This window comes from Microbacterium enclense, assembly GCF_001456955.1.
GTDB classification, from domain to species: Bacteria; Actinomycetota; Actinomycetes; order Actinomycetales; family Microbacteriaceae; genus Microbacterium; species Microbacterium enclense.
This window is the reverse complement of sequence record NZ_KQ758470.1, coordinates 352,778-367,664: the sequence shown is the minus strand read 5'-3', so window position 1 is coordinate 367,664 and position 14,887 is coordinate 352,778. Positions and strand designations below refer to the sequence as shown.

Annotated in this window: 13 protein-coding genes; 4 read left to right on the top strand and 9 right to left on the bottom strand. The window is 72.4% G+C overall.

Annotated elements, in window-relative coordinates:
- Nucleotides 1-129 precede the first annotated feature (129 nt).
- From AS029_RS09625 to AS029_RS09600, 6 genes are all read right to left on the bottom strand, one after another.
- The gene (locus AS029_RS09625; protein WP_074615903.1) at nucleotides 130-870 is read right to left on the bottom strand and encodes an NAD(P)H-hydrate epimerase; all 741 of its coding nucleotides are present in this window, start codon (nucleotides 868-870) and stop codon (nucleotides 130-132) included.
- A complete protein-coding gene (locus tag AS029_RS09620; RefSeq protein WP_058232362.1) occupies nucleotides 863-1,936 on the bottom strand; it encodes a YhjD/YihY/BrkB family envelope integrity protein in 1,074 nt (357 codons plus the stop codon). Before AS029_RS09620 ends, AS029_RS09625 begins: the two co-directional genes overlap by 8 nt.
- A 189-nt stretch (nucleotides 1,937-2,125) precedes the next feature.
- Nucleotides 2,126-2,587 carry a prepilin peptidase gene (locus AS029_RS09615; RefSeq protein WP_058232361.1) on the bottom strand — a complete coding sequence of 154 codons (462 nt, stop codon included), beginning with the start codon at nucleotides 2,585-2,587 and terminating at the stop codon, nucleotides 2,126-2,128.
- A 105-nt stretch (nucleotides 2,588-2,692) separates the two neighbouring features.
- Nucleotides 2,693-2,989, bottom strand: coding sequence for a DUF1905 domain-containing protein (locus AS029_RS09610; RefSeq protein ID WP_058232360.1), 297 nt, complete (start codon nucleotides 2,987-2,989; stop codon nucleotides 2,693-2,695).
- Between the two features lie 27 nt (nucleotides 2,990-3,016).
- Nucleotides 3,017-3,445 carry a ribosomal maturation YjgA family protein gene (locus AS029_RS09605; protein ID WP_058232359.1) on the bottom strand — a complete coding sequence of 143 codons (429 nt, stop codon included), beginning with the start codon at nucleotides 3,443-3,445 and terminating at the stop codon, nucleotides 3,017-3,019.
- Nucleotides 3,446-3,513: 68 nt separating this feature from the next.
- Nucleotides 3,514-4,080: a mismatch-specific DNA-glycosylase gene (locus AS029_RS09600; protein ID WP_058232358.1), complete on the bottom strand. Its 567-nt coding sequence runs from the start codon at nucleotides 4,078-4,080 to the stop codon at nucleotides 3,514-3,516.
- Nucleotides 4,081-4,137: 57 nt separating this feature from the next.
- Here AS029_RS09600 and AS029_RS09595 point away from each other — a divergent pair, with 57 nt between their 5' ends.
- The gene (locus AS029_RS09595) at nucleotides 4,138-4,935 is read left to right on the top strand and encodes an alpha/beta fold hydrolase (RefSeq protein WP_058232357.1); all 798 of its coding nucleotides are present in this window, start codon (nucleotides 4,138-4,140) and stop codon (nucleotides 4,933-4,935) included.
- A 72-nt stretch (nucleotides 4,936-5,007) separates the two neighbouring features.
- Here AS029_RS09595 and AS029_RS09590 read toward each other — a convergent pair whose 3' ends face one another.
- Together AS029_RS09590 and AS029_RS09585 are read right to left on the bottom strand one after the other, a co-directional pair.
- Nucleotides 5,008-6,573: a S8 family peptidase gene (locus tag AS029_RS09590; protein ID WP_139168075.1), complete on the bottom strand. Its 1,566-nt coding sequence runs from the start codon at nucleotides 6,571-6,573 to the stop codon at nucleotides 5,008-5,010.
- A 20-nt stretch (nucleotides 6,574-6,593) separates the two neighbouring features.
- Complete coding sequence (locus AS029_RS09585; protein WP_139168074.1) at nucleotides 6,594-7,802, bottom strand: hypothetical protein; 1,209 nt, start codon at nucleotides 7,800-7,802, stop codon at nucleotides 6,594-6,596.
- Nucleotides 7,803-8,313: 511 nt separating this feature from the next.
- On the opposite strand from AS029_RS09585, the gene AS029_RS09580 reads away from it, so the two are divergent.
- From AS029_RS09580 to AS029_RS09570, 3 genes are read left to right on the top strand one after another with little or no spacing between them, the layout of a single operon-like run.
- Entirely contained in the window at nucleotides 8,314-9,789 is a 1,476-nt protein-coding gene (locus AS029_RS09580; RefSeq protein ID WP_058232354.1) for a DUF3375 domain-containing protein, read from the top strand.
- Entirely contained in the window at nucleotides 9,776-10,513 is a 738-nt protein-coding gene (locus AS029_RS09575) for a DUF4194 domain-containing protein (RefSeq protein ID WP_414683039.1), read from the top strand. The genes AS029_RS09580 and AS029_RS09575 overlap by 14 nt, the downstream gene beginning before the upstream one ends.
- Nucleotides 10,510-13,860, top strand: coding sequence for an ATP-binding protein (locus AS029_RS09570; RefSeq protein ID WP_058232353.1), 3,351 nt, complete (start codon nucleotides 10,510-10,512; stop codon nucleotides 13,858-13,860). Before AS029_RS09575 ends, AS029_RS09570 begins: the two co-directional genes overlap by 4 nt.
- Here the strand turns inward: AS029_RS09570 and AS029_RS17605 are convergent.
- Nucleotides 13,799-14,881: a DUF222 domain-containing protein gene (locus AS029_RS17605; RefSeq protein ID WP_058232352.1), complete on the bottom strand. Its 1,083-nt coding sequence runs from the start codon at nucleotides 14,879-14,881 to the stop codon at nucleotides 13,799-13,801. The two genes, AS029_RS09570 and AS029_RS17605, sit on opposite strands and share 62 nt — an antisense overlap.
- Nucleotides 14,882-14,887 lie beyond the last annotated feature (6 nt).

The following is a 14,887-nucleotide window of genomic DNA, read 5'->3' as shown; positions in this document are numbered from 1 at the left end:
CACCCGCCCGGCGGCTCGCAAACGCGCGACCACCGCCGATGACGCGCCAGCACCCGCCCGGCGGCTCGCAAACGCGCGACCACCGCCGATGACGCGCCAGCACCCCCGCGGGCGGCTTACGCCCCGCGGTCAGAGCCGATGACGCGCCGGCACCCGCACGACGGGGATCGGGGTGGTGACGGCGGGATGCGTGCGCCGGAGAGCAGGTTCCAAACCGAGGTCCACGAGGTGCACGAGCCCCGCGAGCTCGGGACCGCGCCCACGGACGAGTCCGGCCTTCAGCGCGCCGAAGGTGACCGTGATATCGGCGGGGAGCACGGCGGCATCCGCTGTGCCGTCGTCGGGGTCGAGGCCGCTGGGCAGGTCGACGGCGACCACGCGCGGACGTTCGGCCAGGGCGAGGAGCGACTCGACGAGAGCCCGGGCCGACCCGCGCAGGCGGCGGTCGGCGAGCCGCCCGATACCGAGGATGCCGTCGAGCACCAGCACGTACTCGTCGAGGCGGACGCACACGTCGGAGGCGGAGACGACGCGGGCGCCGGCGGCGACGGCGGCATCCAGCGCACCGCGGTGCACGCGATCGCGCACGAGGACGACGTCGACGCGGTCGGCGCGGCGCGCGAGATCGGCAGCCGCGTAGAGCGCGTCTCCCCCGTTGTCGCCCGCGCCCGCGAGCACCAACACGACGCCGGGCGCGGCATCGAGTTCGCGCGCGACGATCTCGGCGAGCGCTTCCGCCGCCCAACGCATGAGCGGACGCCCCTCGGCGAGAAAGGGAGCCTCGGCGGTTCGGACCGCGTCAGCGGTGTAGGCCGGCGTGCGGTCAACCGTTGCAGGGCCGGTGGCCGCGGCTGCCGGAATGTCAGGCATCACTGCGGACCTCGGCGTCGCGCTCGGCCTGCGTCTCCCGCGCCGCGGCGGCGGGGTCGGTCTTCGCGAGCGTCTCGCGCTCCGTCGCTTCGGCCTCGCGGGCGGCGGTGAGCTCGCCCATGGCCGCGGTGACGGCCTTCTCGGCGCGTCGCACGCGGAACTGGATCATCGTCGCCGCGCCGTACTTGGCCCGGACGCGGTCGTGATCCTCTTCGGTGGCGACGGTGATGTAAGCACCGGCGATGAGGATGACCTGGCTCGACAGGTTCAGCCACAGCAGCAGCGCGATGAGCGAGGCGAAGGTCGCCAGCAGGGGGTTGCTGCTCGCGCCGCCCACGAACAGTCCTGACAGCTGCTGCAGCACGACCAGTCCGACACCACCCAGCAGCGAGCCCCGGATGAGCGTGCTGCGGCGAGCGCGCACTCCGGACAGCAGCGCGAACGCGGCGGCGATGGCCGCGGAATCGAGCGCGAGCACCACGACGGTCGACAGCAGCCACGTGAGGACGGCGGTGATCCAGGAGTCGGCGGAGATGCCCAGCAGTTCGCGGATGAACGTCAGCCCCGCCGTGGCGAGGAAGGTCACGGCCGCGCCCGCGACGAGGGCGAGACCGATGCCGATGGCGAGGGCGAGGTTGCGCAACAGCACCCAGACGATGAGGGTGTCGTCGGTGGTCACCCCGGCGATCTGACGGAGAGCCGCGCGCAGCGATCCGATGGCGCCGATCGCGGCACCGATCAGTCCGATCGTTCCGAGGACACCGGCGATGGTGAGGCCACCGGGCGCCTCGATGTCGTCGACCTTGATCAGCCCGTCGGGCCCGACCAGCCCCGGGACGACGCTGTTCACCGACCGCACGAGCGCGCTGAGCCCCTCGGGGTTTCCCGAGAGCCACAGCGCCGCGAACGAGAACCCGATGAGGACCGCGGCGAACAGGCTGAACAGCGTGCGGTAGGTGACGCTGTCGGCCAGTGTCGGCCCGCGCGCGCCCGAGTAGACGAGGAAGGCGCGCACCAGGCGGAGCGACAGCGCCCACGCGGTGACGCGACGGATGAGGTCGAGCATGGGGTCAGCGTATCGACGCGGCGCGGACGCTCCGGCAGGCTTGACCGCGGCGCGCCAGCGGGGCACGGCGAACCGTGCCCCCGCTCTTCGCCGCGGGGAGCGCCGGCCGCGTGAACCCGTTCCCTTCCTGGGGCGGCCGCGGGCCGATGGCCCCGACACCGACTCTCGTGTGGCCTGCGGAGTCGGCCGTCACCACGGCCCCGAGAGCAGCCTCACCCACGTCGCCCCCAGCAGGAACGGCCCGAACGCGATGGTCGTTCCGCGGGCCCCCGCGGCGACGGCTCCCGCCCCGGCCATGCCGCCCGCGACGAAAGCCAGGGCGATCCCGGATGCCACGGCCTCCGGGCCCACCCACCCGAGCACGCCGCCGCACACGGCCGCCAGCTTGACGTCGCCCCCGCCGAAGGCCGCGGGGCGTGCGAGGTGTACCGCGAGACAGACGACGAACGCGGCCACGACTCCCCCGCCGAGCCCCATCAGGCGATGCGGCGAGCCGGTGACCGCCGCCGCCCCCGCCATCAGGACGAGCACGATCCCGCCACCCGGCACCAGGATGCCGTCGGGGAGACGGTGGGTGCGGACATCGACCACCGCGAGCGCGACGCTGAGCACCGCGAACACCGCCAGGGCGGGAGCGAGACACCACGGCATCCGTCACCTGCTTCTCACGACGGGTCGTGCGAGACCGGGGCGTTCACCGAGTACCCGAACGGCCAGGTCACCGGACGACGAGCGTGGCACCGCGGCATCAGGCACTCAGGCGTCGAGCACGACGAGGTCGACGTCGATGGTCGCGCCGGGGTCGATCCCCTCGCTGGCGCGCACCGCCCGTTTCAGGGGCAGAACGTACTCACCGCCCGCCTGCGGGAAGATCGACGTGCGCCAGGTCGAGCCGCCGATCGTCGCCTCCACGCGCACCCCGCCGAAGCCGCGACGGAAGGCTTGCGTCTCGCGGATGTCGTCGCTGAGCTCCGGCGGGAGTGCGACGAAGTACCAGTCGCTGTCGTTGCGGGCCTCCCACCGGAAGACGTCGCCCTCGAACCGTACGATCACGCGGGTCTCCTCTCGTCGCGGGTCACCCTACTCGGGCGTTCGGACGCCGTCCGGAGACGGTCCCCTGGGGAGGAGGCGCGCGCTCACGACCCGATCGATCGAGACCGCCGCGATCACCGCGAGCACGTACACCACGAGGTCGCGGACGTCGAAGCCGGTGCCGAGCACGAGCGCGACGAGCGGCACGTGCTCGGCCAGCGCGAGGGGAAGGCCCGTGCGTTGCAAAAGCTCCACCGCGACGCACCACCCCGCCGCGGCGAGCGCGATCGCCCATCGAGGCGCGCGCGGCATGAGCAGCACGAGACCCGTGTAGGCGGCGACGGCGTAGAGCGCGTCTCCGGCGATGTCGGTCGCCGACGACGACGGCGATGCCCGCGACACGATCAGCCCCGCGACCACCACCGCGACGAGCGCCGCGAGTGCCGCCCACCGCCGTCGCGCGGGCCGCTCGTCCACGTCGGAGCGCCGTGTCGGGCGGACGCGCGAGCCGCGGACCGCATCCGCACCTCGGCGTCGCGCGGGCATCACGCGAGAACTCCCGCCGCGCGGGCGGGTTCGGCATAGGCGCGGGCAAGGGTGGTGACGGTGTCGTGCGCGTTCAGGCCGCTGGGGTTGGGCAGCACCCACGTCGGCACGTCGGCGATCGTCTCGTGCTGCCTGCCGGCGACGGCGCGGGGCCGGTCGAAGCCCTGCCGGTACGCGGTCAGTCCGACCACGGCCACCGCACGCGGTCGCCATTGCGCGACGCGCTTCGCGAGCGTCACCGCGCCCGCCCGCAGCTCGTCGCGCGACAGCTCGTCGGCGCGCGCGGTCGCCCGGGCGACGAGGTTGCTCACCCCGATACCGGCGTCGATGATCATTCGGCGGTCCTCCGCGCTGAGGGCCTCGGCGTACCGCGGCAGCCGGGGCAGCATGCCGGCCTCCACGAGCGCGGGCCAGAACCGATTGCCGGGGCGGGCGAACGGGGTGCCCGTCGCGGCCGTCCACAGACCCGGGTTGATGCCGACGAAGAGCAGCCGCACCCCGGGCTCCACGAGGTCGGGGATCGTGGCATCCCGGAACGACTCGAGCTCGGCACGCGTGTAACCCATGTGACCACTATGACCACTACCCCGGGCGTGAGCTGTGCGTCTGCCAGGATCGGAGGAATGGATGCCGTGCCCGCCCTGACCGAGATGCCCGCGCCGCAGTACGTCATCGTCGGCGACAACGTGCGCCTTGCGACCTACACGTGGGGCGACCCCGACGCCGACCCCGTCCTGTGCGTGCACGGCTTCGGCTCGAGCACGCGCGACAACTGGGTCAACACCGGCTGGGTGCGCGACCTGCTGCGCGCCGGGTTCCGCGTGGTCGCGGTCGATCAGCGCGGTCACGGATCCAGCGAGAAGCCGATCGACGCCGTGTCGTACACGATGCCGACCCTGGTGTCCGACCTGGTCGCCGTGCTCGACACCTATCTGCTCGATGCGGTGCGCTACCTCGGCTACTCCCTGGGGGGACGGGTGGGCTGGCAGCTCGCGGTCGACGCCCCCGAGCATGTCGAACGGGCCGTGCTCGGCGGCATCCCCGACGGTCGTCCCCTGGCCCGGCTGAAGGTCGACCAGGCGCGCGCCTTCCTCGATCACGGCACGCCGGTGGAGGATGCGACGACCCTGCGCTACGTCTCGCTCGCCGAGCGGGTGCCCGGCAACGACCTGCGCGCCCTGGTCGCGATCGCTGAGGGCATGCGGCTGGGCGAGACCGATCCCGACCCCGCCTCGCCGCCGCAGCAGCCGGTGCTCATCGCCACGGGGACGCAGGACCCCATCCACGACCAGTCGGCGCATCTCGCGTCACTGCTGCCGCAGGGTGAATTCGCCGACATTCCGGGCCGTCACCACGTCAACGCTCCGGGAGCACGCACGTTCCGCGAGGCGGGCATGGAGTTCCTCGGGCGCTCGCGCTAGCCGAACGCGCGACGGGGCCGCCCTCGGGCCAGAACGGCCTCCGAGGCGACGATCCGGACGCACCCGACGTCCTCAGGGCCCGGTCGCGGTGACCGGGTCGGTCGTCACGACCGCACCCGATGGCATCGTCGCGGTTCCGGCGACGCTCGCCGTGTAGGCGTGCCCGGACCGCACGTCGGTGAACACGGTCGACGAGCGCGTCGCCGAGACGGTGACCGGATACTCCTGCCCGGTCGTCGCATCCACGACCGTCAGCGCGAAGGAGGAGAAGGCGCCGATCCTGTTCGTGGTCCATACGAGCGCGAGGCCCGCGGGATCGGCCGTCACCGCCAGCGATGCGATGCGCGGAAGGCCGGGGACGGCCGCCACGAGATTCGGGGTGCCGGCGGGGAGCCCCGCGATATGACCGGTCGCGGCGACCGTGGTGAGCTCCTGCTGCACCTCGGTCGTCGTCCATGTCGGGTGCAGCTCCAGCAGGCGCGCGACGAGACCCGCCACGTGAGGGGACGCCATCGAGGTGCCGCTGATGGTCGCGACCTGGCTGCCGATCCAGGTGGAGGTGATGTCGGAGCCCGGCGCGAGGATGTCCACGCATGACCCCCAGTTGCTGTACCAGGCGAGTGTCCGCGTGGTGTCGAACGCCCCCACGGTCAGCGGCAGGTCGGCACTCGCGGGCGAGGTGTTGCAGGCATCCTGGCTCTCGTTGCCTGCGGCGACGACGACGACGAAGCCGGCCTCGGTCAGGCCGTCGGCGAAGTTGTTGACCTGCTGGACTTTCGGACTGCTGACGCTCATGTTGACCACCGACTGCTCGGGATCGTTGTTCTGATAGATCCACAGCATGCCGAAGAGCAGGTCGAGGATGGACCCCGCGCGGTCGCAGCCGAGCACGCGCACCGGCACGATCCGCGCGGTCTTCGCGACGCCGAAGGTGGTGCTGCCGATGGTGCCGGCCACGTGGGTGCCGTGCCCGTTGCAGTCCTCGGTCCCGCGTCCATCGCCGACCTCGTCGTGCCCGGCGGCCGCATCGACCCGCCCGCCGAAGTCGGGGTGATCCGACTGCACGCCGCTGTCGAGCACGAACGCGGTCACGCCGGCCCCCGTGGAGTCGTACAGGTAGTTGTCGTCGGCGGCGGCGTCGGTGTTGTCGACGGCATCCAGGCCCCACGAGGGGACCGGGGCCTGCGCGTCGTCGGCCTCGAACGTCTGGTTCGGAGTGACCTCGACATCGGGGAGCGCGGCACGGACGGCCGCCACATCGGTGTCGCGTACGGCGGCGTAGACGGTGTCGTGGAGCGTTCGCGGACTGACGATGTCGACGCCCGGGATCGTCTGCAGCCGGTCGAGCTGGGCGACGGGGACGGCGATCAGGTCATATGACAGCTTGATCTGCAGACGTTCGTCGTCGGTGACATCCGCGGGGATGCCCAGGGCGTCCGACCACGACCCGACGGCCGCGGGGTCAGGTGTGGCGGCGAGGCGGGGTGCGGACGCGCGCTCTTCGGATGCGACGCTCGATCTGACATCATCGCCGGCGGGCCACATCGCGGCGGTCACGCCCGTCGCCATCAACAGGCTGCCGACGATGCCGAGCGCCCACCAGCGACGCCGGCTCGCGGGACGGGGACGATACGACACGGACTCTCCTTCTCGTTCGTTCAGCACGACGCCACCGCCGAACCGAGGGGCACCACCACTCGCGATCCGCCGCGCGACGCCGGTGACGCGTCGCCGACGGCGGTGACGTCGGACGCCACCAGACCGACACCGTCCTGATGGATCGTCGAGCCGACGCGGAAAAGGTCGGCCCCCACCGCCGCCGCTCCCGCGGGCACGGATCGTGCGAGGCGCAGGGTGTTGCCCGACACCATGAACACCGCGGCCTCCCCCGCCGTGGTGATGACCGGCAGCAGGCGCTCGCCGGCGTAGACCGGGTTGGGGGTGAGGGCACCCCACGAGACGATCCCGGATGCCACGACGCCGGCGCCGAAGGCCGAGGTGCCGTCCCAACTGACGCGATGAAGGGCGCCGGCGGCGATGAAGAGGTCGTCGGCGACCGGCGTGGCACCCGCGGGCGGACCGCCGGCGGTGCCGTACTCGAAGGCGGTCCGCGTGTCGCCGTCGGGCAGGCGCAGCAGCCGCGGGGTTCCGTCGGTCGCGCGGTACGGCAGATACAGACGTGCCGCCGCGTCGGCGTCGTGCTCGATCAGCTGCCCGCAGGCATCGACGTCGGAGGCGACGACGGCGCCCCCACGGTAGAGCGTCGAATCGGAGAGGAACAGGTCTGCGGCGACCGGCGTCGCATCCGAGGGGATGCCGCCGATGGTGCTCGTCGTGTTCGAGACGGTGTCGAAGACCGCTGCGCTGCCGTCGCCGAGACGCAGCGGCAGCAGGAAGGCGGACGCGTCGTCCGCCGAGGGGGCGAGCGCCCCCACCGCGTCGATTCCCGTTGCGACAGCGCCGACGCCCGAGCGGTACAGCGCGCCCGCCGACAGATACAGGTCGAGAGCGACCGGTGTCGCGCCGACCGGGATGAGGTCGGCATCCGACAGTCCCCGCGGGGATGCCAGCAGTCGCGCGTCGAACGCGGTGAGCGTCGCGGTGGCCCCGGTGGCACCCGACGCGGTGGCGGCGATGCTGCCGGCCGCGCCGCCGGCGGGCACGTGGATCGCGCCGCAGGACGCCGTGCCGTCGCCGCCGGTCACGACCGTGGCGGTGACGGCGCCCGCGTCGAAGGTATAGCCCCCAGCCAGCTGCAGCACCACGGTGGCCCCGGCGACGACCTCGGTGCCGTCGGCGAGGCGCACGACGGCATCGACGATCGCGGCGCACGCGACGCCGGCGTAGGACGCCGACGAAAAGGTCAACGCGGGGCCCGAGACGGCCGCCGCCGGCGAGGCGGAGACGAGGGCGATGGCCGGGACCGACCAGGCAGCGGCGTGCAGGAAAGTCCGACGGGCGGGACCGGGGGCCGGCGCCCCGGCCGGTACGGGCGACGCACGCGATGCGACAGACGTCCGGGGGACCGGCGGACGCGGGAGGTGTGCGGCGGGGGACACGGAACGTCCGTCCTTTCTGTGCCGACCGCGCCGGGTGCTTCGCGGGGCAGACGACGTCTCGCGAGGATGCCGCCCAGCGGGTCCGCGATCGCCACTCCCCCGCGGGCCGGACGCGGGGTGAGAGGCCGACGGATGGCATCCCCCCGCCGTCTCCGCGCGGAACGTCCCGCGGGCGGCATGACGGTCGCCTGCCAGCAGAATTCACCCGTGACCTCGCCCCGAGGCGCGGTGCGCTGTGCGAAGCGGGGAGACCGGGGCCGACCGCAGCCGACGCCTCGTCGAATCGTGGGAGGCAGACACCGCCGGTAGACTCCAGCCAGTGACCCGCACCCGAGCCGAAGCCGCCTATCTGCGCTCGGTCACGGCGTTCAAGAACCCCACGCTCGATCTGTTGCACGGCCGGTTCGCGCCCTTCGTCGTGGCCGTGCTGTCGGTGGTGTTCTCACCCGACCGTCCCGCCGTGGCGGTCGCCGACGCGCACGTCGAGGTCGCCGAGGCGATCGACGAGCTGCGCACCGCGGGGTACGACACCGACGACGATCGCCGCATCCCCGCCGGCTCCGCGCGTGACATCTGTCGCGGCTGGGTGCGGGTGGGCTGGCTCGGCCTGCAGATCGAGGACGACGTCGAGGTGTACCGTCTCTCGGCGCACGCGGTCGGCGCGCTCGAGATCGCCGGTCGCGCCGGTGGGGGGCGTGCGAGGGTGTCACGATCGCGCGTGCGCACGCTGCTCGACGCGGTCGATCGTCTCGCCCGCGACGCCGAGAGCGATCCCACCCGCCGACGCGAGGCCCTGCTCGAAGAGCGTGCGGCACTCGATGCCGAGCTCGCCGCGCTCGATGAGGGGATCGTCGAGCCGCTCGACGACGACCACCTGCTCGAAGAGGCCGAGAACGTCATCCATCTCGCCCGGGAGCTCCCGGCCGACTTCTCGCGCGTCGCGGAATCGATCGCCGCGATGCAGCGCGACGTGGTCGCCGAGCTGCGCCGCGACGTGCGCCCCACCGGCGAGGTGCTGCGGGAGTATCTGGAACGCGGTCGACAGGTGATGCAGGCGACGCCCGAGGGCCGGGCGTTCCAGGGCGCCCTGCGCCTGATCGGCGACCCCGAGAACATCGACGACCTCACCGATCAGCTGCACGCCGTGCTCACCCAGCCCTTCTCGCGCCTGATGACCCAGGAGCAGCGCGGAGAGCTGGATGCCATCGCCCGCCGCGTCGAAGCGGGTGTGCAGGAGGTGCTCACGGCCCAACGGCGCGCCTCGCACGTCATCACCGCGCAGGTGCGTACGCACGACCCGATCCGCGACCGCCACGTCGACGACCTGCTGCGCGGCGTGATGGCCGGCCTGCACCGCTGGAGCCAGACCCGCTCCCCCGGTCGCGTCGAGCCGGTGCGCACCCTGCCGCTCGCCGATGTGGGGCACCTGCGCCAGTCGATCAGCGACATCCGACCTGCCGGAGCGCCCGAGCCCCTGGCATCCGGAGCAGACGACGTCGAGTTCGCGGGCGTCGACACGCGCGCGTGGGGCGGGCCGCACTACGCCGAGCTCGAGGCGTACGTGGCGCGTCTGGGCGACGGCTTCGACCTCGCCGAGGCCTTCTCGGGAGCGGATGCCGAGACCCGCCGCCCCGTCGACCTCGTGGGCCTGCTCGAGATCGTGCATCGCGGCGGCTTGACCGAGACCGACGACGTCTCGATCGTCGAGGCCGTGCGTCCCGACGGTACGACGCGCCGGTTCGCTTTCGGGGCGGTCAGAGCAGGAAACCTCACAGAACAGGATGCCGATGAGTGACGTGGAGACCCCGGCAGCGCCCGCGGCCGGAACCGGTGCGGACGTCGACGACACCCGGGAACCGTCGACCCCCGTCTTCATCTCCCCGGTCGCGATGGAGAACGACCCCGACGCCCTGTTCGCGGGCGACCGCGGCACGCTCGACGCCGAGGTGCGACGGGTGCTCGTACGCATCTTGCAGCGGCGGTTCCTGCTGGCCGAGAACTCCCCCGCCGAGTGGAAGCTGCTGCTGGAGCACCAGCAGATGATCGAGTCTCGCCTGAACGACTTGTTCGTGCGGCTCGTCGTCGACCACGCACGGGGCGTCGCCTACAAGGAACAGGTGCGCAGCGACGAGGTCGACGTGCCGATCCTGCTGAAGGACGAGGCGTACTCGCGCGCCGAGACGCTCGTGCTCGTCTACCTGCGGACCGTGTTCCAGCGCGAGACGACCGCCGGCACGGCATCCGCTCGCGTCGATGTCGAAGAGGTCGAGCAGACCGTGCTCACCTACTTCGCCGAGTCCGACGGCACGCGCGCCAGCCAGCAGCGCGCCGTGCGCACGGCGATCGCGCGCCTGGATCGCGAGGGCATCATCGAGGAGGAGTCCGAGGGGCGCTACCGCATCGGGCCGCTCATCGAGGTCGTGCTGAGCGCGGATGTGCTGCGAGACCTGCAGCGCTGGCTCGACGAGCAGACCGAGTCCTCCCCCGCCGCCGACACCCCCGAGGGAGTTCTCCCATGACCATGCTCGAGACCCTCTTCGGGCTCATCCCCGCCGCCTCCCGCGGACAGCAGTGGGTGGCCGAAGACCTGCAGCTGATCAACTGGGGCGGATACGACGGCACCCACCGCGTGCGGTTCGCGCCGACCGCGACGCTGCTGTGCGGCGGATCGGGGTCGGGCAAATCGACGCTGATGGACGCGTACGTCGCGCTGATGATGCCGCACACGACCCCCTTCAACGGCGCGTCGAACGGCGCGGTCGTGGGGCGTCCGCGTGGGCAGGAGCAGCGCAACATCCTGTCGTACGGCCGCGGCAAGCTTGACGAATCGCGCACCGACGAGGGCACGAAGGTGCGGGTGTTGCGCGGCGACGGCGTCGACACGTGGACGGCGATCGCGATGACCTGGGCCGACCACGACGGCGCCCGGTTCACGGCGGTGCGGGCCTGGTACATCCCGGCCGCGGCACGCACCCTCGACGACGCCGTCAAGGTGCGCGCCACCGTGCACGGCGCCTTCGACCTGCGTTCGTTGGAGACGGCGGCGCAGAGTCACCTGGCGGACTCGGCGGTGCGGGCGACGGGGCTCGAGACCCTCGCGACCGACCGCGAGTTCTCGGCCCGCCTGCACGCGGTGCTCGGCATCGGTGCGGCGGGGGCGGGCACGAAGGCGATGAGCCTGCTCGCGCGCATCCAGGCCGGGCAGCAGATCACCACCGTCGACGACCTCTACAAGCGCATGGTGCTCGAGGAGCCCGAGACGCTGGCGGTGGCCGAGGCCGTCGTGTCGCACTTCGACGGGCTCGAGTCCACGCGCACGCGCATGCTCGAGGCGCGCCAGCAGGTGCGGGCGCTGCAGCCGATCCGCACGATGAAGGCGCGCATCGACGAGGCGTCGGAGCGGCTGCGTCTGCTGGACGAGCTGGGGCGCTTCGGCGACCCCGAATCGCGCGCGTCGCTGTGGCGGGCGCAGCGGCGGGTCGACCTGCTCGGCGCCGTCGAAGACGAACTGCGCGAGCGTACGCACGCCACCGACGCGCTCGTGCGCGAGCGACAGGCCCTCGCCGACGCCGCCGAGGCTGAACGCGAGGGGCTCGGTGACGTGCTGCGCGCGGCCGGCGGCGACCGGCTCGACGCGGCGCAGCGCGAGCTGCGCGCGCTCGAGCAGCGGCTCGCCGGCATGCGACGCGATCGCGAGCGGTTCGAGACGGCCGTGAGCGTGTTGTCGGTCGAGGTCTCCTCGGCGAAGCAGTTCGACGCTCTCGTCGCCGAGGCCCGCCGAACGCTTGCCGACGCGGATGCCAAGACCGCGGTGCGCGACGCGTTCGTCGCCGCGAGCAGCACGCACACCGACCTGCGCCGGCAGCTCGCCGCGCTCGAGACCGAGCACCGGCGCACGCAGACACGCGACGACAACATCCCCCCGCGCTTGCACGAGGCGCGCGAGGCGCTGGCCGAGGCCGCGGGGCTGACGGCCGCCGAGCTGCCGTTCGTCGCCGAACTCGTCGACGTGCGCACCGAGTTCGAGCCGTGGCGCGGGGCGTTCACGCTCGCGCTCGGCGGTTTCGCGACGACGCTGCTCGTGGATGCCGCGCACCTGGCATCCTTCCGTTCCGCGATCGACGGCGTGCGGCTGTCGGAGCGCCTGCGGTTCGAGGGCGTGTCGACGGGACTCCCCGAGCGCACCGGGCTGGATCCGGCGGCGCTGCCGGGCCGTCTGGAGTACCGCCGCTCCCCCTTCACCGGCTGGCTGCAGGACCGGCTCGAGCAGCAGTTCGCGTTCGTGTGTGTGGATTCGCCCGCCGAGCTGGCCGTTCATCGCCTGGCGCTGACCATCTCGGGCCAGACCAGCCAGGGCTCGCGCGGCGCGCACGGCGGCTCGACCCGGCACAGCGTGCTCGGCTTCTCGTCTCGCGTGCGTCTGACCGAGCTCGGCGAGCAGATCGTGACCGTGCGTCGCGACCTCGCCACGGCCAAGGCCGCGGTGGATGAGGCAGGGGCCGCCCTGGATGCGTTCGATGAGCGGCGCAGCGCCTTCGAGAAGATCGCGGACCTGTCATGGGGGCAGGTGGACACGGCATCCGTTCTGCGCGATCTCGAACGCTGGAACGAGACGATCGTCGAGATCACCGCGGGAAATCCACGCATCGCGGAGCTGCAGGAACAGATCTCGGGGACGCGTTCTCGCGCCGCGCGGCTGCGCGAGGAGATCGGCGGGGCCAAGACCGAGCAGCAGGCGCTCGCGGCGCGGTGGGCGGAGATCACGGACGACGTCGACGCCGCCAACGAGCGCATCGAACGGGCGGAAGACGCCGACCTCGTGCTCTCGGCGGAGGAAGCCGCGTACCTCGACGGACTGTTCGTCGCGCCGTCTGACGACGCCTCGCCCTCGCAGCTGCTTTCGCGCTTCGACGCCGCACTGGAATCGGCGTCGAAGCGTCTGCTCGAGGAGCAGCGTGCGGCGCAGGAGACCTTCGCCGACCAGCGCGAGAGCCTGCGGCGCACGCTGACCGCGTTCACCGATCGGTGGCCGAGCCCCAACCTGCTCGCAGACCCCGACGAGTCGCTCGGGGACTTCGAGAGGATCCTCGCCGACCTCGAAGCCAGCGGTCTGCACGAGCTCGAGGCGGAGTGGCGCGATTCGCTGCTGCGCCTGTCGGGCAACGACCTCACGAGCCTCGACTCGGCGCTCACGCGGGCGCTTCGTGAGATCCGCGAGCGCATCGCGCCGATCAACGACATCATGCAGGACCTGCCGTTCTACGACGACGAGCACCGGCTGCAGATCGTGCCGCGCGAGAACCAGTCGGAGGTGCGGCGCCGGTTCCGGCGCGAGCTGCGGGACGTGCGAGCGGCGATCGACGCGGCCTCCTCCGACGAGGAACGCGAGGCGGTCTACGGGCGCATGGCGAGGCTGATCGGGCGGATCCGGCCGACCGCGCCCGATTACGCCGACCTCGTCGACGTGCGCAATCACGTGCGGGTGAGCGCCGAGCGCTTCCGCGCCGGCACCGGCGAGCACGTCGCCCTCTACGACCACATCGGCGAGAAGTCCGGCGGCGAGTCTCAGGAGTTGATCGCCTTCATCGTCGGTGCGGCCCTGCGCTATCAGCTGGGGGATGCCGGGGCGGAGCGGCCGCGGTACGCCCCCGTGTTCCTCGACGAGGCGCTCATCAAGGCCGACGCGCACTTCACCAAGCGCGCGATCGGCGCGTGGCGCGGCCTCGGGTTCCAGCTGGTCATCGGCGCACCGAACGACAAGTACAGCGCGATCGAGCCGCATGTCGATGTCGAGTACGACATCCTCAAAGACACTCGGGGACGCTCGTGGGCGAAGGCGAAGGTGGGACTGCCGGCGGAGGGGTGAGGTTCCCGCACCGGCAAGCTGAGGCACGCGGCGAGGCGAAGGTGGGGCTGCCGTCGAAGGGGTGAGGTTCTCGCACCGCCAGCTGAGGCACGCGGCGACGGCGAGCGGCGCTCTCGCCCGTCAGGACCCTTTCATCTCGCAGCGAGCGCGCGGCGACGGCGAAGCGTGCGGGAGGCAGCCGGATCGCGCGGTCGAGCGCACCCTCGTCGAACACGCGCCACGACGCGTGCTCGCTGGGTGGAGAGTCGCACTCCATCTCGGCTGCGGCGGAGTTCGAGGGCGACCCGTGGTCGCCCGCATCGCCGTCGTCGTCCGCGGGCTCCACGTCGCCCGCGATGAGCCCGGCCTCGTCCGGCGAAGCGACCGGTTCCGCAACAGGTGTGTCCTCCGCGTCGGGAAGCGAGGTCGCCAACCGCGCGGCCTCGACGGCGTGACGCTCGGAGATGTTCCCCTCCGAGAACGCGCCCCACACATCGGGGCAGCGCGTCTGCAGCACCTCAGCCCGGGCGGCACGCGCTCGCACGGTCTGCTCCGACAGGCGTAGCCGCGTCGCGATCTCGGCGATCGCCGCACGCTCGGCGACGTCGCGTCGGTCGCGTCGCACGGCAGCGACGGTTCGGCCGCGCGTATCGCTCCATGCCAGGTCGAGGGTCGGGTCGGGACCCACCCACGGCACCGGATCGGGCGCCGCCCGATCGAGCAGGAGCCGAATGAGCCGATACTCCGCAGCCGTCGCACGGTGACGTTCTCGCACCTGACGCTCCAACTCGTCGAGCAGCTGCCCCGGCATCGCGGCGTCCGACCCCGCCGGCTCGGGAAAGGCGACCGTGTCGACATCGAAAGCACCCGGGTCGAGATCAGCGACCATGTCGACACCGAAGGCACCCGGGTCGGCGAAGCCGACCTCGACGGCCCACGCCGTATCGGCGTCTCGCTGGAGGTCGTCGGCACTCGGCCACGGCACACCCCAGGACGAAAGATCCGGCTTCGGCCGGTCGCCCTGCGGAGTCGTGATCTGCATAATTCC

Bases quoted from the DNA above. Each gene is read 5' to 3' on its own strand.
- AS029_RS09625 (WP_074615903.1), bottom strand. From the start codon at position 870: ATGCCTGACATTCCGGCAGCCGCGGCCACCGGCCCTGCAACGGTTGAC.
- AS029_RS09620 (WP_058232362.1), bottom strand. From the start codon at position 1,936: ATGCTCGACCTCATCCGTCGCGTCACCGCGTGGGCGCTGTCGCTCCGC.
- AS029_RS09615 (WP_058232361.1), bottom strand. From the start codon at position 2,587: ATGCCGTGGTGTCTCGCTCCCGCCCTGGCGGTGTTCGCGGTGCTCAGC.
- AS029_RS09600 (WP_058232358.1), bottom strand. From the start codon at position 4,080: ATGGGTTACACGCGTGCCGAGCTCGAGTCGTTCCGGGATGCCACGATC.
- AS029_RS09595 (WP_058232357.1), top strand. From the start codon at position 4,138: ATGGATGCCGTGCCCGCCCTGACCGAGATGCCCGCGCCGCAGTACGTC.
- AS029_RS09575 (WP_414683039.1), top strand. From the start codon at position 9,776: ATGCCGATGAGTGACGTGGAGACCCCGGCAGCGCCCGCGGCCGGAACC.
- AS029_RS09570 (WP_058232353.1), top strand. From the start codon at position 10,510: ATGACCATGCTCGAGACCCTCTTCGGGCTCATCCCCGCCGCCTCCCGC.
- AS029_RS17605 (WP_058232352.1), bottom strand. From the start codon at position 14,881: ATGCAGATCACGACTCCGCAGGGCGACCGGCCGAAGCCGGATCTTTCG.